Source organism: Aquimarina longa SW024, from assembly GCF_001401755.1.
GTDB lineage: Bacteria > Bacteroidota > Bacteroidia > Flavobacteriales > Flavobacteriaceae > Aquimarina > Aquimarina longa.
Genome location: NZ_KQ474102.1, coordinates 16,667 through 37,224 on the forward strand (window position 1 = coordinate 16,667; position 20,558 = coordinate 37,224).

Annotated in this window: 18 protein-coding genes; 8 read left to right on the forward strand and 10 right to left on the reverse strand. The window is 30.6% G+C overall.

Translation table 11 applies throughout. The features are described 5' to 3' along the window. Positions 1-22 precede the first annotated feature (22 nt). The 6 genes from N456_RS16190 to N456_RS16215 all read left to right on the forward strand — a co-directional run bounded on the left by N456_RS16190 (position 23) and on the right by N456_RS16215 (position 7,968). A complete protein-coding gene (locus tag N456_RS16190) occupies positions 23-1,198 on the forward strand; it encodes an aspartate aminotransferase family protein (protein ID WP_062059519.1) in 1,176 nt (391 codons plus the stop codon). 345 nt (positions 1,199-1,543) lie between these two features. Further along, positions 1,544-2,935: a tetratricopeptide repeat protein gene (locus tag N456_RS16195; protein ID WP_062059521.1), complete on the forward strand. Its 1,392-nt coding sequence runs from the start codon at positions 1,544-1,546 to the stop codon at positions 2,933-2,935. Between the two features lie 88 nt (positions 2,936-3,023). Beyond that, positions 3,024-3,989, forward strand: coding sequence for a DUF368 domain-containing protein (locus tag N456_RS16200; RefSeq protein WP_062059522.1), 966 nt, complete (start codon positions 3,024-3,026; stop codon positions 3,987-3,989). Between the two features lie 3 nt (positions 3,990-3,992). After that, positions 3,993-5,018, forward strand: coding sequence for a DUF368 domain-containing protein (locus N456_RS16205; protein ID WP_062059524.1), 1,026 nt, complete (start codon positions 3,993-3,995; stop codon positions 5,016-5,018). After that, positions 5,015-5,746: a shikimate dehydrogenase family protein gene (locus tag N456_RS16210; RefSeq protein ID WP_062059526.1), complete on the forward strand. Its 732-nt coding sequence runs from the start codon at positions 5,015-5,017 to the stop codon at positions 5,744-5,746. Before N456_RS16205 ends, N456_RS16210 begins: the two co-directional genes overlap by 4 nt. Positions 5,747-5,886: 140 nt before the next feature. After that, positions 5,887-7,968, forward strand: coding sequence for a DUF349 domain-containing protein (locus tag N456_RS16215; protein ID WP_062059528.1), 2,082 nt, complete (start codon positions 5,887-5,889; stop codon positions 7,966-7,968). Between the two features lie 104 nt (positions 7,969-8,072). On the opposite strand, the gene mazG is transcribed toward N456_RS16215, so the two are convergent. The 9 genes from mazG to ruvX form a co-directional block, all read right to left on the reverse strand. Further along, the gene (mazG, locus tag N456_RS16220) at positions 8,073-8,846 is read right to left on the reverse strand and encodes a nucleoside triphosphate pyrophosphohydrolase (RefSeq protein ID WP_062059530.1); all 774 of its coding nucleotides are present in this window, start codon (positions 8,844-8,846) and stop codon (positions 8,073-8,075) included. 12 nt (positions 8,847-8,858) lie between these two features. Beyond that, positions 8,859-9,803 (reverse strand): NAD(P)H-dependent flavin oxidoreductase, encoded by a 945-nt coding sequence (locus tag N456_RS16225; protein WP_062059532.1) that lies wholly within the window; start codon positions 9,801-9,803, stop codon positions 8,859-8,861. Positions 9,804-9,836: 33 nt separating this feature from the next. After that, positions 9,837-11,024, reverse strand: coding sequence for a tRNA 2-thiouridine(34) synthase MnmA (gene mnmA, locus N456_RS16230; RefSeq protein WP_062059534.1), 1,188 nt, complete (start codon positions 11,022-11,024; stop codon positions 9,837-9,839). A gap of 189 nt (positions 11,025-11,213) precedes the next feature. After that, a complete protein-coding gene (locus N456_RS16235; RefSeq protein WP_062059537.1) occupies positions 11,214-11,885 on the reverse strand; it encodes a toxin-antitoxin system YwqK family antitoxin in 672 nt (223 codons plus the stop codon). A 148-nt stretch (positions 11,886-12,033) separates the two neighbouring features. Then, a complete protein-coding gene (yidC, locus tag N456_RS16240) occupies positions 12,034-13,917 on the reverse strand; it encodes a membrane protein insertase YidC (RefSeq protein ID WP_062059539.1) in 1,884 nt (627 codons plus the stop codon). 92 nt (positions 13,918-14,009) lie between these two features. After that, complete coding sequence (locus N456_RS16245; RefSeq protein ID WP_062059541.1) at positions 14,010-15,653, reverse strand: CTP synthase; 1,644 nt, start codon at positions 15,651-15,653, stop codon at positions 14,010-14,012. Between the two features lie 202 nt (positions 15,654-15,855). After that, positions 15,856-16,281, reverse strand: a complete 426-nt coding sequence (locus N456_RS16250) for a DUF5606 family protein (protein WP_062059543.1) — start codon at positions 16,279-16,281, stop codon at positions 15,856-15,858. Positions 16,282-16,373: 92 nt separating this feature from the next. Next, on the reverse strand, positions 16,374-16,964 hold the full coding sequence (gene def, locus N456_RS16255) for a peptide deformylase (protein ID WP_062059549.1): 591 nt from the start codon (positions 16,962-16,964) through the stop codon (positions 16,374-16,376). A 118-nt stretch (positions 16,965-17,082) separates the two neighbouring features. Then, positions 17,083-17,493: a Holliday junction resolvase RuvX gene (ruvX, locus tag N456_RS16260; protein WP_062059550.1), complete on the reverse strand. Its 411-nt coding sequence runs from the start codon at positions 17,491-17,493 to the stop codon at positions 17,083-17,085. Between the two features lie 129 nt (positions 17,494-17,622). On the opposite strand from ruvX, the gene N456_RS16265 reads away from it, so the two are divergent. Together N456_RS16265 and N456_RS16270 are read left to right on the forward strand one after the other, a co-directional pair. After that, positions 17,623-18,438, forward strand: coding sequence for a 2,3,4,5-tetrahydropyridine-2,6-dicarboxylate N-succinyltransferase (locus N456_RS16265; protein WP_062059551.1), 816 nt, complete (start codon positions 17,623-17,625; stop codon positions 18,436-18,438). Positions 18,439-18,516: 78 nt separating this feature from the next. Further along, positions 18,517-19,578, forward strand: a complete 1,062-nt coding sequence (locus tag N456_RS16270) for a glycosyltransferase family 9 protein (RefSeq protein ID WP_062059554.1) — start codon at positions 18,517-18,519, stop codon at positions 19,576-19,578. A gap of 82 nt (positions 19,579-19,660) precedes the next feature. Here N456_RS16270 and N456_RS16275 read toward each other — a convergent pair whose 3' ends face one another. Next, positions 19,661-20,485, reverse strand: coding sequence for a glycosyltransferase family 2 protein (locus N456_RS16275; RefSeq protein WP_062059556.1), 825 nt, complete (start codon positions 20,483-20,485; stop codon positions 19,661-19,663). Between the last annotated feature and the right edge of the window lie 73 nt (positions 20,486-20,558).

Consider the following 20,558-nt stretch of genomic DNA (forward strand, 5'->3'; position numbering starts at 1 on the left):
ATTCTTCAAGAAATTAAAAGCTTTGAAACAAGATTTTTTTAAATATCAAGCACAAACCACTCCACATCCATTGGCTCTGGAAATTTCACATGCAGAAGGCTCTTATATATATACAACTAATGGCAAGAAACATTTGGATTTTGTTGCTGGCGTATCTGCTTGTACTTTAGGGCATTCTCCCCCTAGAGTTATACAAGCTATAAAAGATCAGCTAGATAAGTACTTACATGTTATGGTTTATGGAGAATATATACAACACTCTCCTATAGCACTTACTAAATTATTAGCTTCTCACCTCCCCTATCCTTTAGAAAAAACATACCTAACCAATTCAGGAACTGAAGCTATAGAAGGAGCTTTAAAATTAGCCCGAAGAGTTACAGAGCGTAGTCAAATTGTTTCTGCAAAACATGCATACCATGGTAATACTATGGGGTCTATGAGTGTAATGGGATATGAAGAACGAAAACAAGCTTTTAGACCTCTTATTCCTGATATTGATTTTATCCTATTTAATAAAGAAAAAGACCTTATAAAAATCACTCATAGAACCGCAGCAGTTATCTTAGAAACAATACAAGGAGGAGCTGGATTTATTGAACCAAAAAATGAGTATCTAAAAAAAGTAAAAAAACGATGTAAAGAAGTTGGAGCCTTATTAATACTTGATGAAATACAACCTGGATTTGGTAGAACAGGGAAATTATTTGGTTTTCAAAATTATGATATCATTCCTGATATTATTGTAATGGGTAAAGGTATGGGAGGCGGTCTTCCTATAGGAGCTTTTACTGCTTCTACTGCAATGATGGATCTGCTTCAAGATAATCCAAAACTAGGACATATTACAACTTTTGGAGGTAACCCTGTTATTGCTTCTGCCGCTTTGGCAACATTACAAGAAATTACCGAGAGTGACGTAATGGCAGATACTCTAAAAAAAGAAAAATTGTTCCGATCTTTATTAATTCATCCATTAATCAAAGAAATAAGAGGATTAGGGTTAATGCTAGCTATTATAACTCCATCTGCAGAAATAACAAATCAGATAATTTTAAAATGCCAAGATAATGGATTAATTCTATTCTGGCTTCTTTTTGATCCCTGTGCAATACGTATAACACCACCATTAACTATATCTGAAAAAGAAATTAAAGAAGGGTGCAAAACCATTATTAATGTTTTAAATGAAATTTGATCCCTTAAAATTAAAAGGACTTAATTGATGTTTTATTAAAAAAAGCTATCTTTAAGAAATAATTTATTCTTTTCAGAAATTCTACACAACATCTTATCTTCTAAAAATATGAAATACTATAGTGTTGCTATACATAGTGGTACACATTTTGTTAATTAGTTTGTTAAAAACAATTAGTTTTTAAAGTTGAATTACTCAATTTCATTTGTAATTTTAATACTGAGGAAATCAATAATGCAAAAATAAATACATAGGTAGTATACTTTATAGATATCCCTTTTTTTTTGGAGACACAAAAAGAATAGTACTTTAAAATGTTTTATAGAGCATCTTTAATCAACGTGTATGAAATTTAACCGCGAAGAAGAAGAAAATAATTTCTCAATTACTCGATACGAGTCTATGCTGAGATCTAATGATGTTAAATTTTTTGATTCAGATGAGTTTGAATCTATCATTCATCACTATTTAGAAAATGGAAAAATTGCTAAAGCTAAAAAAGCAATATCTTTAGGTCTTTCTCAACATCCATCTTCAGTTAATCTAAAACTTTTACAAGTTGAAGTATTAGTTTTTGAAAATCGTCTAGATAAAGCAGATACTCTATTAGCACAATTGCATGCAATAGAACCTGAAAATGAAGAAGTTTATATCCAAAAGGCCAATATTCTTTCTAAACAAAACAATCATATCAAAGCTATAGAATTACTCAATATGGCTCTTAATCATACAGATGATTCAGCAGATATATATTCGCTTATAGGCATGGAATACCTTTTTATGGATGATTTTGAAAATGCTAAAGTCAATTTTATGAGATGCCTAGAATCTGATGATCAGGATTATTCGTCACTATATAACATCATATATTGTTTTGATTTTCTTGAAGAGCATGAAGAAGCTATTGACTATCTTAATATGTTTTTGAACAAAAACCCATATTGTGAGGTAGCTTGGCATCAGATTGGTAAGCAATATTTTGATTTAAAAGAATATAAGAAAGCACTTACTTCATTTGATTTTGCGATCATTAGTGATGAATATTTTATTGGTGCATATCTTGAAAAAGGAAAAGTATTAGAAAAACTAAAACGATACAATGAAGCTATAGAGAACTATGAAATAACATTAGAGTTAGATGACCCTACTTCTTTTGCTCTATTAAGAATAGGGAAATGTCATGAAAAACTAGGCAATGATGATTTAGCAATTCAACATTACTCTAAAACAGTACATGAAGATCCTTTACTTGACAAAGGATGGATTGCTATTACTGATTTTTACATGAGAAAACGAGAATACCAAAAAGCACTATACTACACCAACAAGGCTATAAATATTGACAGTGAAAATGTTTTATACTGGAAGCGTTATGCTAAAATTAATAATAAACTAGCTTTTTTTGAGGAAGCAGAAAGAGGATATCAAAAAGCTCTGGAACTTGGCAATTATGAGATAGAAACTTGGTTAAATCGCTCTGACATCCTTAGGTTTCTTGGAGAGCCAAATGCTTCTATACAAAACTTATATCAGGCGATTGAATTTTATCCTGATAATGCAGAAGTCGAATTTAGACTTGCCGGGCTATATTATGAAATGCATAATTATGATAAAGGCGAATACCATATAAGAAAAGCTTTAGAACTAGACTACGAATATCACATCGTTTTAGAAGAATTGTTTGAAAAAGTTTTTAGTCTTACACTAGTTAAAAATATTATTTCTGAGTATAATTAATTCTAAAAAAAGACTACTTTTTTTCTACTAGATTCCATCACAAAAATCCATACATTTGTTTTGATTAAAAACATCAAAGACGATACAAATGCAAAGAAAGCTTAAGGAGTATCTTATTATCTCTGCAAAAGGATTAGCAATGGGGGCTGCAGATGTAGTTCCTGGCGTTTCGGGAGGAACCATTGCATTTATATCCGGCATCTATGAAGAGCTAATAGAAACCATTAATAATTTAGATATTGGTTTTTTTTCAGTTTGGAAAAAAGAAGGGTTAAAAATTTCATGGAGAAAATATAACCTCTCATTTTTAGTAGCTCTTTTTTTAGGAATAGCAATAAGTATTCTTTCGCTTTCAAAACTTATAAAATGGCTTCTCCATAATGAACCACTATTACTATGGGCTTTCTTTTTTGGATTAGTACTTGCCAGTATTGTCTATATAGGAAAACAAATCACTGCATGGAAACCAAAAGTTGTAATTAGCATTATTTTAGCAGCCCTATTTGCTTATTTTATAACCATAGCAGAACCTTTAGCCTCACCAGATAGTAGCTGGTATTTATTATTTTGTGGGTTTATAGCAATTATAGCCATGATATTACCAGGTGTTTCTGGAGCTTTTATTTTATTAATTCTAGGAGCGTATCAAACATTTATAGATATCTTAAACCAATTACGAGAAGGCATTACTCAGCTAGATTTCAATCTATTATGGCAAGCTATCTCCAAAATAATGATTATTGCTATTGGTGCAATAGTAGGCCTCAAATTATTTTCTAAAGTCTTAAATTGGATGTTCAAACATCATAAAAACACAACTCTAGCTATACTTACAGGTTTTATGATAGGTTCACTCAATAAGCTTTGGCCATGGAAAGAAATACTGTCTTGGAGAACAAATTCTGAAGGACTTAAAGTCCCATTTATAGACAAAAGTATATTACCTACTCATTATGAAGGTGATCCCAAAATAATATGGGTTTTCTGTTTTATAGCTATAGGGTTTTTATTAATTCTAATCTTAGAACGTCTTTCTGTAAAAAAAGTAAATTAGTCAATGCAACAAAGTACTAGAACTTTTACCGATAGATTTTTCCTTGTTATTAAAGGTTTAGCTATGGGAGCTGCCAATAAGGTGCCTGGAGTTTCTGGAGGAGTAGTTGCATTTGTTGCTGGTTTTTATGAAGAATTTATCTATTCGCTTCAGAAAATAAATTTTAAAGCATTTAAGCTTTTTATCAATTTTAGATTTAAAAGTTTTTGGAGATATATTAATGGACGTTTTCTTGGACTTCTAATACTAGGAATGTTAATCAGTTACTTTAGTGTTTCCAAAATCCTTGATTACCTTATTATTAATTACGAATTATATGTTTGGGCAGCATTTTTTGGGATGATTATTGGTTCTATCTATTATATTATAAAAGATTTCGAAGATTGGAGCAGAAGAAATATTCTCCTTATTATTATAGGCATTATAATAGGGGTTAGCATTAGTCTATTAGCCCCTGCAAAAGAAAATGATAACCTTTGGTTTGTTTTCATCTGCGGTATTATAGGCGTATCAGGTATGACATTACCTGGGCTATCAGGCTCTTTTATCCTTATATTATTAGGAAACTACGTTTTGCTTTTAGTTGATTCTGTAAATGCGCTATCTGACACAATAGCTGATGTAATACACTGGAATTTTTTGTTCATCGAAAACCCTAAAAGAATACGATTACTACAAGTTCTTTTAGTATTCAGTTTTGGATCATTAACAGGCTTAGTTACATTATCTCATTTTTTAGGATATGTTTTAAAACATTACAAAAATGCAACTTTTGCTATTATTATTGGATTTATTACTGGTTCTCTAGGCGTAGTATGGCCTTGGAAAGATAAAGTTTACAAATATGATAGTATAGGTAACCCACAAATAGATGCATTAGGAAACCCAATATTAGACAACTATGACCGTTATTTTCCTAATTTCGAAATCATAGAAACTTACATTGGAATCTTTTATATTCTTATAGGTATTGGCATCATTTTATGGTTAGAATGGTATGGTAAACAAACGCTAAAAAATTCAAAATGAAAAAAATATACGGATTATTAGGCAGAAACATTAGTTACTCTTTCTCTAAAGGTTATTTTTTAGAAAAATTTGAAAAAGAAAATTTAAATTGTGAGTATACTAATTTTGATCTTACAGAGATTAAGGATATTATAAAAATTATAGATAATCCTCTAGTACACGGTCTGAATGTTACCATCCCTTATAAAGAAGAAGTAATTTCTTATCTAGATGAGTTAGATCCAATAGCTAAAGAAATTGGAGCAATAAATGTCATCAAATTCGACAAAAAGAGAAAAACAAAAGGTTACAATAGTGATCACTATGGATTTACAGAATCTCTAAAACCATTATTAAACAAAACTATAAAAAAAGCATTAATACTAGGAACTGGAGGAGCATCAAAAGCGATTGGATATGCATTAAATCAATTAAACATCAATTACACGTTTGTATCACGTAATCCTGATTTTAATGAGCTTAGTTATAATGATCTTGATGAAGACATTATACAATCATACAAATTAATTATTAACTGTACTCCTTTGGGAACACACCCTAACATCCATAATTATCCAGACATTCCTTATGAATACATTACTAAAAACCATGTATTGTACGATTTAATTTATAATCCAAATGAAACTACTTTTATGATCAAGGGTAAAGAAAAAGGAGCTACTGTTTCTAATGGATTACAGATGTTAATATTGCAAGCTGAAAAAGCTTGGGAAATTTGGAATGATTAATTTTATCCTAAATTTTAGTTAAATTCTTGTTTAAGTTTTCTCTAAGTAATCTTAAAACCTTCTAATAACTTTGAGGTTTTATAATATTGTTAGTATCTTGGTCTAGCATTAAGCACCAGACAACTAAAAAAGCTCATACGATGTCTACAAATGATAACCTGCCTAAGGCAGACGGAAGTGAAGAAAACAAGGCTAAAACTTTAGAAATAAATTCAGAAGTTGAAAATCTAGAAACAGTTATATCAGAAACATCAAAAGAATCTGAAGAAACATCTACTGAGAAACTAGAACAATCTGATCAAAAAGAAGTTATAGCCAATTCTACAATAGTAAATTCACAAATTACGGATTCTGAAAAGGAAAAATCTGAATCAACAGATGACAGTACTGTCGCATCAGATTTAGAAAATACTTCTAAAAAAGATGAAGATGACATAATTCAGAATCAAATGGATCAAGCTGTTGCAGAACATAGTGAGGATGAAAGTACGATAGAACGTCATGACATAGAAAAAAAGGATTATCATGCCATGAATAAAGAAGAATTGATCAAAGAATTACAAAATTTGGTTAAGAATGAAAAAATTCAGGCAATTAGAGAACACGTAGAAGAAATTAAAAATGAATTTAATGAAAAGTTTAATGAAGAAGTAGAGCAAAAAAAGGAAGAATTTTTAGCTGAAGGAGGTAATCTAATTGATTTTTATTATTCAACACCTATAAAAAAAGAATTTAATTCTATCTACTTTGATTATAAAGAAAAGCGAAATGCATATTATCAAAATCTAAAAAAAGATCTTCAAGAAAATTTAAATAAAAGATTAGAATTAATAGAAGAATTAAAAGGATTACTGAATATAGATGAGAATATAAATACTACTTATAATCATTTTAAAAATATCCAGGAAAGATGGCGTAATGCAGGAGCAATACCTAGAGATAAATATAATACTGTTTGGAATACATATCATCATCATACTGAGAATTTTTATGATTTTTTACACCTAAACAGAGAGTTTAGAGATCTTGATTTTAAACACAATTTAGATCAAAAACTAAAAATTATAGAGCGAGCCACAGAGCTAGCTCAAGAAACTGATGTAAACAGGGCTTTTAGAGAACTACAGTTACTTCACAAAATGTGGAAAGAAGATCTTGGTCCCGTAGGAAAAGAATACAGAGAGCCTATCTGGGAAAAATTTAGTGCATTAACAAAACAGATTCATGAAAATAGGCAGAAACACTTTAAAAACCTAGACAAAGTATATGAACAAAATCTAGAGGTAAAGAGAGAAATTATTACAAAGATTATCGAAGTAGGGCAAGATCATCCTAAGAATCATAGTGGGTGGCAACAAAAAATAAAAGAAATAGAATCGCTTAGAGATAGTTTTTTTAATGCAGGAAAAGTACCTTCAAATGTAAATGAACAAACTTGGAGCGAGTTTAAAAATGCCGTTAGAGATTTTAATCGTAATAAGAATACTTTTTATAAAAATCTTAAAAAAGATCAGTTTGAAAATCTTAACAAAAAATTGGAGTTAATCCAGATTGCAGAAGATAATAAGAATAGTGATGATTATGCTATCGTTACTCCTCTTATGAAAAAAATTCAATCAGACTGGAAAAAAATTGGTCATGTACCACGAAAAGACAGTGATAAAATCTGGAAAAAATTTAAAGATGCTTGTAATTTCTATTTTGACAAACTTCATGAACAAAAGGACGAAGCCAACAAAGAAGAAATTATTTCTTTAGAAAAAAAACAAGCACATATAGAAAAACTCAAAGAAATAGAGCTTGCAGGAGATCCAAAAATAGATCTTGTTACAATCAAAGAAAATATAGCTGTATGGAAAACTTTAGGTAAAGTACCATATAAGAATAAGAATATAGAAGGAGAATACAATAAAGTTCTAGACGGTCTTTTTCAGCAACTTAATATAAGTCGTAAAGAAACTGAACTTATAAAGTATGACAATAAGCTAAATACATTATCAAATCAAACTGATGACCGAGCTCTTAAAAATGAGCAAATTTTTATTCGTAAAAAAATTGATGAGGTTAAAGGCGAAATTCGCCAATTAGAAAATAATCTTCAATTCTTTAAAAATGCTAAAGATGATAATCCACTAGTTAGAGATGTTAAAAAGAACATTGACAATTATAAAGAAAATCTAGAAGTATGGAAAGCTAAACTTATAAAAATCAAAAAATTATAAGTCTTCCATCTAATCTATTAAGTTTTCTTAACTATTACATATAAAAAAAACACTGATTTTTAATAAATTAAAAATCAGTGTTTTTTTATATGTTAAAAATATCGTTATAACTGTTTAGCTTCTTCCCAAAACACATCCATTTCGGATAATGTCATATCCATAAGATTTTTATTATTTTCTTTTGCTTTTGTTTCTAAATACTGAAATCTTTTTATAAATTTTTTATTAGTACGCTCTAAAGCATCTTCTGGATTTACTTTAAGAAATCTTGCATAATTGATTATAGAAAAAAGAACATCGCCAAACTCTGATTCTATTTTATCTTGGTCTTGCTCCTTAATTTCGTGCTGTAATTCATCTAATTCTTCTTTTATTTTATCAAATACCTGATAGGGCTCTTCCCAATCAAAACCTACTCCTGCCACTTTATCCTGTATTCTACTAGCTTTTACCATAGCTGGTAATGATTTAGGAACTCCCTCTAGAACGCTTTTTTTCCCTTCTTTAAGCTTCAAATTTTCCCAATTACGTTTTACATCTTCCTCGTTATCGACAATAACATCTCCGTAGATATGAGGATGTCTATGAATTAATTTTTCACAAATCTCATTTGCTACATCTGCAATATCAAAATCCTTTGTTTCACTACCTATCTTAGCATAAAACACAATATGTAATAGCAAATCTCCTAGTTCTTTTTTTACCTCACTAAGATCATTATCAAGAATTGCATCTCCTAACTCGTAAGTCTCTTCTATTGTCAGATGTCGTAATGATTGTAATGTTTGTTTTTTATCCCAGGGGCATTGTGCTCTAAGTTCATCCATGATAGTTAGTAATCTATCAAAAGCTTTAAGCTGATCTTGTCTAGAGTTCATAGGTTATACTATTTATAAAGAAATGTATTCCATATTATTCTTGGTTATTCTAAATTCTTTGATCATATCCTCCACTATATCTTTAGCTGATTTAATATCATGAATCAATCCTGACACTTGTCCGATCTCTAATTCTCCTTCTTCTAGATCTCCTTCAAACATACCTCGTTTTGCTCTTGCACGACCTAATAATGTTTTCAACTCATCAATAGAGGTTCCTTTAGCATATAATGCAGTTACATCTTCATAAAATTTATTTTTTAATAAACGAACTGGTGCTAATTCTTTTAAGGTAAGTTGTGTATCTCCTTCTTTAGCATTCACTATCATTTGTTTAAAATCTATATGTGATGATGCTTCATTACTTGCTACAAACCGACTTCCTACTTGCACTCCATCTGCTCCCAAAGCCATAACAGCATACATCGCTGCACCTGTTGCAATACCTCCTGCTGCAATCAAAGGAATATCAATTTTTTCTTTAACTATAGGTATTAAAGTTAATGTAGTTGTTTCATCTCTACCGTTATGCCCTCCTGCTTCAAAACCTTCTACAACTACTGCATCAACGCCTGCGTCTTGTGCTTTAATAGCAAATTTGAGGCTACTTACTACATGCACTACAGTGATTCCGTTTTCTTTAAGATACTGTGTATAGGTTTTAGGGTTTCCTGCAGAGGTAAATACTATTTTCACATTCTCTTCTATGACAATCTGTATAAGTTCCTCTAGATTAGGGTATAACATTGGCACATTAATCCCAAAAGGTTTATCTGTTGCCTTTTTACATTTTTGAATATGTTCTCTTAGTACATCAGGATACATTGATCCTGATCCAATAAGTCCTAATCCTCCGGCATTACTTACTGCACTTGCTAGTTTCCAACCACTAGCCCATATCATACCTCCTTGAATTATTGGATATTGGATATTAAATAATTCTTTTATTTTATTCATTAACGTATTGACTTAATATATTTTTATTAAATATTATGAAATTACTCCAGATCCTATCAATTCGTCTGCAATATACCAAGCGACAAATTGCCCTTCGGTTATTGCACTCTGATTATTTTCAAATACTACATACATACCAGAGTCTACCATATATAAGGTAGCTTTCTCTAATAGTTGTCGATATCGAATTCTAGCAACTACCTCTAGTTCTTCACCTACATTTAGCCTAAGATCTTCTCTTACCCAATGTAATTCTTCATTAGTTATGAATAATGCTTTTCTATACAATCCTGGATGTTTTTTGCCTTGCCCAGTATAGATTGTATTTGTTTCGACATCTGTTTCTATCACAAAAAGTGGTTCTGGAGTACCACCAACTCCTAAGCCTTTGCGCTGCCCTTTAGTATAGTAATGAGCTCCTTGATGCTTCCCTACTATCTTTCCATTATTAGTATGATATTGATATTTACTAGATAAGAATTCTAGTTTTTCTTTTTTAGAGGTAAATTCAGGAAGTTTACGTTTATATATTTCTTCAGAAAAAGGTATTTCTATAATATTACCTTCTTTTGGTTTTAATTTTTGTTGCAAAAATTCTGGAAGACGAACTTTACCTATAAAACAGAGTCCCTGAGAATCTTTTTTATCTGCAGTTACCAAATCCTGAGTCTTGGCAATATCTCTAACTTCTGGTTTTAATAACTCTCCAACTGGGAAAAGGGTTTTTGCTAACTGCTCCTGAGATAGTTGGCATAAAAAATAAGATTGATCTTTATTAGTGTCTTTACCTCCTAGAAGACGATATACTTCTTTTCCATCCTTAAGTATAGTATCTTTTCTACAATAATGCCCTGTTGCTACATAATCTGCTCCTAGTGATAGTGCTATCTTAAGAAATACATCAAATTTTATCTCGCGATTACATAGTACATCTGGATTAGGAGTACGTCCTTTTTCATATTCATTAAACATATAATCTACTATACGCTCTTTATACTCTTCGCTAAGATCTACAGTCTGAAATGGAATCCCTAACTTCTCTGCTACTAATAATGCATCATTACTATCATCTAACCAAGGGCATTCATCAGATATTGTTACGGAATCATCATGCCAGTTTTTCATAAACAACCCTATAACTTCATATCCTTGCTCTTTAAGCAAATAAGCAGCCACACTAGAATCGACTCCTCCTGATAATCCTACGATTACTCTCTTCATTAAAAATTCCTTTACTTACTATTTAAAATTATTTTGCAAAAATAGTAAATAAAAAAAGTAACACTAATGAATTTATGATATCCTTTTATTATGGAGTCATATCTCTTTCTTATCTAAAAAAAGTAATTCTATTAAAAAAAATGAAATCTTATAAAACAGAACTATATATAAATAATAAAAGATTATTTTTTAATTGTTTAATGGATATATTTTTTGCTCTGATAATTTCCCATCTTTATAATATTTCCATACACCATTTTTACGATCTCTTTTATAGTTCCCTTCTATGATTAATATTCCTTTTGTATCATAATATTTCGTTACACCATGTAGTTGATCATTCTCGTACATAAATTCTTTCATTATCAATCCTTCCTCAGAATATATAACTCTTTTGCCATTTCGTTTTCCATTAACATAGATTATTTTCTCTGTCAATTGCCCATTTTCGAAATATGTTAACTGCTCTCCATTTAGTTTATCATATTCATAATATTCTGTCATCATAGTTTTATCAGAATTTTTATGATAATATTTCCATAATCCAGTTCTATTTTTCCCTACCATCAATCCTTCACTTATTACTTTTCCTTTTTGAGAAAAATATCTCAAATTAATAGTATCATTATTTTTTGAAAATAATTTTACTGCAGTAGGTAAATTACCACTATTAGGTTTGTAGAATTTAAATTCTCCTACTTCTTTACCATGGTCAAAAGTTCCTTCATAACGAAGTTGATCACTATTATCATACTTTTTTTGCCATTTACCATGACGTTTCCCATTAGCATCATATTGATTATATTCTTGTCCAAGAACAGAAAAACTAACAGTTAAAACAAAAAACAAAAATATTCGCATAAGTGTACTATTAAATTTGGGATATTACTTCAACGAATCTATTACCCAAAAAGTATACCAATATTATAAAATCAAATTGATATAAGGAAGCCCTACCTATAAAAAAAGCTCCTAATAAGGAGCTTTTTTTATAGGTAGTATGTTATTTTTATTTCTTTTTACCTTTTTGTTGCTCTGCTTGTTCCATCAGTTCTTTCATTTTTGTCTGAAACTTACCTTGTTTCTTAGGTTTCTTTTTGTTTTCCTGAATTTTAGCATGGATCTTATCTTCATCTATAATAACATTTTTTATGACTAACATAATACCTATAGTAATCAGGTTAGATATAAAATAGTATAATGATAACCCACTTGCATAGTTATTAAAGAAAAATAACATCATCACTGGAGATAGATACATAATGAATTTCATATTTGGCATTCCTGGCTGTTGCGTCTGCATAGTCTGCCCTGTAGTCATTGTCATATATATGAATATCGCTATAGATGCTAATATTGGAAACAAACTAATATGATCTCCATAAAAAGGAATTGTAAATGGTAATTCTGCTATAGTATCATAACTAGATAAATCATCCGCCCATAAGAAACTTTTTTGTCGTAATTGAAATGCACTTGGGAAGAAATTAAACAATGCATAAAATACTGGTATTTGCATCAATGCAGGTAAACACCCACTCATTGGGTTTACTCCTGCTTTACCATACAATGCCATTGTTTCTTGCTGTTTCTTCATTGCATTATCCTTGTACTTCTCATTAATCTCATTAATTTCTGGGCGTAAAACTTTCATTTTTGCCTGAGATAAATACGACTTATAAGTAACAGGAGAGAGTACAATACGTACTATAATTGTCATCACTACTATTGCAATACCATAAGGAAGGAATCCGCTTAAAAACCCAAAAAATGGGATAAATAAATACCTGTTTATTATTCCAAAAATTCCCCAACCTAAAGGTACAATTTCATCTAGATTACGATCATAAGCATTTACTATTTTATAATCTGTAGGACCATAATACCAATCCATAGCATAGTTTATTTCTCCTCCTTGAAGTTCTAATGGAATTGATGCAGAAAACTCTCTGGTTACTTTTATATCTTTATCATCTAATTCTGTATTACCTGCTATATTTTTTGATGTAAAAGAAGTTGTTTTAAAAGGTGTATCTGTTAATAGTATAGATGTAAAAAAGTGTTGATTAAATGCTATCCAGCTTACATTTTGCTCTTCATCATCTGCAAACTCTCCAGCTCCTACATAGTCGTCTTTTCCTCCATCATACTCATACTTAATTTCTGTATATCTATTTTCATATGCTGCACTTTTAGCATGTCTTATCCCTTGTAGTTTCCAATCAAGGTTTATTTTTTGACTGCTATTAATAACCTGCTGTAACCCCTGAGATCTAATGGTAAAATCTACCATATAATCATTTGGTTTCATCTCATATCTATACTCTAAAAACTTAGCTTCAGAAACTTTAAGTTTCATTGATACTATTGTATTATCTCCATTTTTAGTAACTGTAGGTTCAAAAAATAAATCTTGCGTATTTAAAATTCTATTATCTGTAGTTCCAAAATTAATATTAAAAGAGGCATTCTTACCATCTTTTATAAGATATACAGGTACAGAATCATATGTTTTAAAATTTTTTAGTAAGGCTTCAGAGATATACCCTCCTCTATTATTTATCTTAAGACTTAAAACTTCATTCTCGATCTTAGTGTATTCATTTTTTGCTGATGGTAAACTAGCAGAGTATGCAAATGCTCCTAGTTGGGTTTTAGCATTAGATAGTGCAACAGAATCGAGTGGATTAACTGCAATAGCAGTATTCTCTGTTACAAAGTCAGTAGTAGTTTGCTTATCTGTTTTTTTCTCTGATGTTACTTGTTCTTTTTTAGCCTTTTCTGCTGCTATTTCCTCAGGAGTTGGTTGATTTAGATAGAACATCCAAACGATGATTCCAAAAATAAGTGCAAATCCAATTATCGAATTAAGATCAAATTTCTTTTCTTCCATGTATTGATGTGTAAAAAGCCTTTATCTAAATGATTTAGATTTAGGCTTTCAGTTATATATTTAATAATTTATGATTCCAATTATCCCGCCAATCACTTTTTTTGTGACACTTTGACACTTTTCTTGTTTTTTGAATATGCTACTGCTGCTTGTATAAAAGCAATAAACAACGGGTGTGGTTTAGCTACTGTACTTTTATATTCTGGATGGTATTGTACTCCTACAAACCAAGGGTGATCAGGTATTTCTACTATTTCTACCAATCCAGTTTTAGGATTAACTCCTGTGGTTTTAAGCCCTGCATCTTCTAATTGTTCTTTATAGGTATTGTTATACTCATAACGATGACGGTGACGCTCAGCTATCAAGGTTTTATTATAGGCTTCAAACACTTTACTATCTTCAGTTAATTCGCAATCCCAAGCACCTAAACGCATGGTTCCTCCCATATCAGTAATATTTTTCTGTTCTTCCATGATATCGATAACAGGGTAAGGAGTATTTTTATCTACTTCTGCAGAACATGCCTCTTTTAATCCTAAAACATTACGAGAATATTCTATTACTGCCATTTGCATTCCTAAACAGATTCCAAAAAATGGTACTTTATTTTCTCTAGCAAACTGAACTGCTTTAATTTTACCTTCTATTCCTCGCTCACCAAAACCTGGAGCAACCAAAACTCCATCTAGATGCGCTATTTTCTTATCGATAGTAGCTTTATCTATATATTCTGAGTGTATACTTACTACATTTACTTTCACCTCATTCTCTGCTCCTGCGTGGATAAATGCTTCAAGAATTGATTTATAAGAATCTTGTAACTCTACATATTTACCAATAAGCCCTATCGTAACTTGACATTTTGGGTTTTTATGTCTGTCTAAAAAATTATTCCAACTATCAAGATTAGGGACATCGTCATCTCTTAAGACTAATTGTCTTAAAACTACAGTATCTAAACCTTCTTCTAGCATTAAATTAGGAACATCATAAATGGTAGATGCATCTATTGATTCTATAACAGCTTCTTTTTTAACATTACAGAAAAGCGCTAATTTTCTACGTAAATCATCAGACAATTCATGTTCTGTTCTGCAAACCAAAATATCTGCTTTTATACCACTCTCCATCAATGTTTTAACACTATGTTGTGTAGGCTTAGTCTTTAACTCTCCTGCTGCAGAAAGATATGGTATCAAAGTTAAATGGATAACTAATGCATTCGTATCTCCTAATTCCCATTTTAATTGACGTACAGCTTCTATATATGGTAACGATTCTATATCTCCTACGGTACCTCCTATTTCTGTGATTACAATATCATATTCACCACTTTTACCTAAAATCTGAATTCTTTCTTTAATTTCATTAGTAATATGTGGAACTACCTGAACTGTTTTTCCTAAAAACTCTCCTCGTCGTTCTTTTTCAATAACGCTTTGATAAATTCTACCAGTCGTTACATTATTGGCTTGAGAAGTTGGTGTATTTAAAAATCGTTCATAATGTCCTAAATCAAGATCTGTTTCTGCTCCATCATCCGTAACATAGCACTCCCCATGTTCATAAGGATTTAGGGTTCCTGGATCAACGTTTATATAAGGATCCAGTTTCTGAATTGTCACTCTATATCCTCTTGCTTGTAATAATTTGGCCAGAGAGGCTGCTATAATTCCTTTTCCTAAAGAAGAAGACACACCTCCGGTTACAAAAACATATTTGGTATTAGCCATGTAAACTAAATATTAGTAAAGTTGTAGTAAAATTTTGCGCAAAAGTACAAAGAAGTCATGAAACCTTACCCCAAAAACCTATCTATATTATACTATTGATCAATATTTACTAAGAATGTACTACCAAGAAGGTGAATCAATTGTATCTAAAAAACAAAATCCTATCTTTCGACAGGATTTTTAATACTTAACTTTATATTTTTTATTCTTCTTCTTCCGTTGTTTTTTCTTCTACTTCTGGTTCAGAAAAATCTGTCATTCCTTTAGATTGCAAAATATTATACCATTGGATCACCTTTTTCATATCACTGGTATATACCCTATCTTCATCATAATCTGGCAATATTTCACTAAAATATGCCTCTAATTTATCTTTAGGCTCTTTATGATTCATTGCTTGTTCACCATTTTCTTTATCTAAAATCTTTTTAAAGATTTCTCGTAATGGCACTTCTTCTGTAAATGTATAGATTGCAATTTCACTAAGTACACTTACATTATGTCTTATACTTACTGATAATCGTTTTCCATCTAATAGAGATTCTGCTATAAAACCACTTCGAGTTTGTGTTTTTAATTCATACAAACCGGGTTTACCCGAAATTGCTAGTATCTTATCTAAGCTCATATATTTTTATTTCAAAAGTTGGCAAATATCTATAGTTCATTTTTAAAAATCAAACATTCGCCAACATAAATATTTAATACGTAAAATTGTAATTACCTTCCTTTTTTAGCCAAAGGAAAACGCATACGATATTCTGGTTTAACTTTTCCTTTAGAAATGTTTGCTAATTTTCCTTTTATCAAACGTTTTTTAAGACTAGATAGTTTATCGGTAAACAAAATTCCTTCAATATGATCATATTCATGCTGAATTACTCTTGCTGCTAGTCCATTATATACTTCTGTATGCTCTACAAAATTTTCATCAAAATATTTTATTTTAACGAATTCATTACGAAATACATCTTCTCGTATTTCAGGAATGCTTAAACATCCTTCTGCAAATGCCCACTCTTCTCCTGTTTCTTCTATAATAGTAGCATTAATAAATACTTTTTTAAAGTCTTTTAATTGGTTAGCTTCTTCTTCTGACAACTCTTCATCTTCAGAAAAAGGTGATGCATCAATAATAAATAATCGGATAGGAAGTCCTATCTGAGGGGCTGCTAATCCTACTCCATGAGCATTATACATGGTTTCAAACATATTTTCTAAAAGCTCAGCAAGCTTTGGATACTCCTTTTCTATTTCTTTTCCCTTTTTCTTTAATACTGGGTCTCCGTATGCTACAATAGGTAATATCATGTAAATTCTATATTTTTAATGGATGATTAAAAAAATAGTAATTGTCTTTTTTATAATAGTAATTATTTTACCAAAAATAAAAACAGTCAATTCTTCCTTTTTTTATTATTATTCGTCTTTATAAATTATAAAGATAATCTTGTAATATAATCGTAGCACTAATCTGATCTACTAATGCTTTATCTCTACGTCTTTTTTTTGAAATACCACTAGCTAACATTGTATTAAATGCTATTTTAGAGGTAAAACGTTCATCTATTCTTTTTACAGGAATACTAGGAAATTCTTTGCTCAGCTTTACTAAGAAAGGTTGAATTAGTTTCTCACTTTCTGAGGCCTCTCCATGCATCCTTTTAGGCTCCCCTACTACAAAAAGTTCTACTTCTTCTTTAGCAACATATTCTTTTAACCATATTAACAATTCTTTGGTATCAACTGTTGTCAATCCCGAAGCTATTATCTTAGATTCATCGGTAACTGCTATCCCACAGCGCTTTCCTCCATAATCTATAGCTAAAATTCGTGCCATGTATTTTTTTTTTTTGCAAAAGTATGATATTATTATAAAAATACCTTATTTATTAATGGTTTACTAAAATATGGTTTATCCGTATTTTTTTCAAAGTAAGCTAGTATCTTTACCAAAATTTTTTATTAGATGATTCAACTAAAAGAAACCATAGAAAAAGCTTGGGAAAACCGAGAACTCTTAAAAGAGTCTAAAACCCAAGATGCAATAAGAGAAGTTGTTAATTTATTAGATATAGGAGAACTTCGTGTTGCCGAACCTACTGAAGAAGGTTGGCAAGTAAACGAATGGGTAAAAAAAGGAGTTGTTCTTTATTTTCCTATTCAAAAAATGGAAACTCTGGAAGCAGGGATTTTTGAATATCATGATAAAATTCCATTAAAAAGAGGATATGAAGCTAAAGGGATTCGTGTAGTTCCTAATGCTGTTGCACGTCATGGAGCATATATTTCTCCGGGCACTATATTAATGCCTAGCTATGTAAACATAGGGGCTTATGTAGATAAAGGTACTATGGTAGACACATGGGCTACTGTAGGTAGTTGTGCGCAAATAGGAAAGAATGTGCATCTTAGTGGAGGTGTTGGTATTGGTGGTGTATTAGAACCTTTACAAGCTGCTCCTGTAATTATCGAAGATAATGCTTTTATAGGATCTAGATGTATCGTTGTAGAAGGTGTACGAGTAGAAAAAGAAGCTGTACTAGGTGCTAATGTAGTACTTACTGCTTCTACAAAAATTATTGATGTAACAGGGGATACTCCTATCGAAAGAAAAGGAGTTGTTCCTTCTGGTTCTGTTGTTATTCCTGGTAGTTATACTAAGAAATTTGCTGCAGGAGAATATAATGTGCCTTGTGCTTTGATTATTGGTAAACGTAAAGAGAGTACTGATAAGAAAACTTCACTTAATGATGCGCTTCGTGAATATGATGTAGCAGTGTAAAAAGAAAAGGATAAGAAAATAATTGAGCTTGTCTTTTTAAATAAAAATAAGCTCAATTACTTTTATTAATACTATTTTATGAAGGTTTTAGTAATTCAGCAAAAAATGATTGGTGATGTACTTACAAGTACTATTATCTGCGAATCATTACGCAAAAAGTATCCTGGGGTAACTATCGATTATTTAGTGAACTCTAATACAAAACCTGTTATTTTAGAAAATCCTTTCTTTGATCGTATTATTGAATTCAAAACTGAATATCGAAACGACAAAAGGGCGTTTTATACGTTTTTAAAAAACATACGAAACTCTAGGTATGATCGTGTAATTGATGTTTATGGCAAACTAGAAAGTAACCTCATTACACTATTTTCTGGAGCTTCTCAAAAAATATCTTTTTATAAATGGTATACTCATTTCTTATATACAAAAACTATTAAAAGAAATTCTAAACCTCTTACCAATGCTAGTGTTGCTATAGAAAATAGATTGCGTTTGGTTTTTCCTGAAGATCGTATTATTGATGAGATTAAAAGACCAAAAATTTTTTTAACCAAAGAAGAAAAAGAAAAAGCAAGAGAGTTTCTCGAATCTAATGGTATTTCCAAAGAAAAACCTATACTAATGATTAGTGCCTTAGGTAGTGATCTGAGAAAAACATTTCCTCTTAAGAAGATGGCTGAAGTAATTGATGCAATTGCTCGCACTACAGACGCGTGTATCCTATTTAACTACATACCTAGTCAAGAAAAAGAAGCTAGAACTATTTATAACCTTACTTCGTTAAAAACGAAAAGACGTATTCACTTTGATGTATTTGCGAAGAGTTTACGAGGATTTCTTGCAGTTTTATCACATTGTAATGCATTAATTGGTAATGAAGGTGGTGCTGTAAATATGTCTAAAGCACTTGATATTCCTACTTTTACTATTTTTTCTCCTTGGATTAATAAAAAAGACTGGAGTATATTTGAAGATGGAGAAACTCATATGTCTGTACACTTATCTGATTATCTCCCAGAATTATTTTTAAATAAAAAAACTAAAGAATTAAAAAAGAATTCTTTAGAGCTTTATGCTCATTTTAAACCTGATTTTTTTATAGATCAATTATCTATTTTCTTGAACAACAATGTATAATCTATTATTAACTAGATAGTACAATAAGCGCCACCTTTATATGATTGTCCTTTTATAAACATTTTTAGCGTCTCTTTTTTCTTTAACTTTCTTTTTCAATTCCATAAGGTGTTCGTGTTATTTTATCTCGTTTAGTTACTTTTCTTATAGCATTGTTTTTAATAATCATCTCTGGTTCTACATAGCCCCTTTCATGATATAAATGCACACATATAGCACTATATCGTATTTGTCTTGCTCTAACTCCTATATTGAATAAACGTTCTCCGATTTCTCTATCTTCTCCTCCGTATTGCATACGCTCATCAAAACCATTTACCGCTAAAACATTCTCTTTCCACCCAGAAACATTCATACCATCCCAAGTAGCCTTAGTAGGTGTTATAAAATTAAGAACATGTTCTTTTGTGCCCTTTGCTGTAAGCTTATTTAGTTTAAAAGAAGATTTCATACCTTTACTTTGTAACCAACCTGCTTTAAAACAATTTTGGTTTTCAATATCTTCTTTAGAAATTAACTTTGATATAGATTCTGGTAGTTTAAAATACCCCCCAGATAAAAACCAACCTATTTTTCTTAATCGTATATGTGTTTCTACAAAGTCCTGACGTGGAATACAATCTCCATCCGTGAATAATAAATAGTTAGCTGCTGAATGCATAATGGCCTTATTGAGAATAATTGTCTTCCTGAATCCTTGATCCTCGTGCCACACATGTTTTATAGGATAATCAACTATATTAGAAAATGCTTGAACAACAGCTTTTGTTTCATCTGTAGAACCGTCATCAGCTATAATTACTTCAAAATTTTTACAACTCTGATAATTATAACCAACTAATACTTTTTCTAACCATTCTGGTTGATTATAAGTACTTATAATAACGGTGATTTCTGGTAATTTCATTGCATAAAAATAACTATTTTTGCAGGATAGCCATAATCTATGGCTCCTAAAAAATTATACAATCATTTGAAAA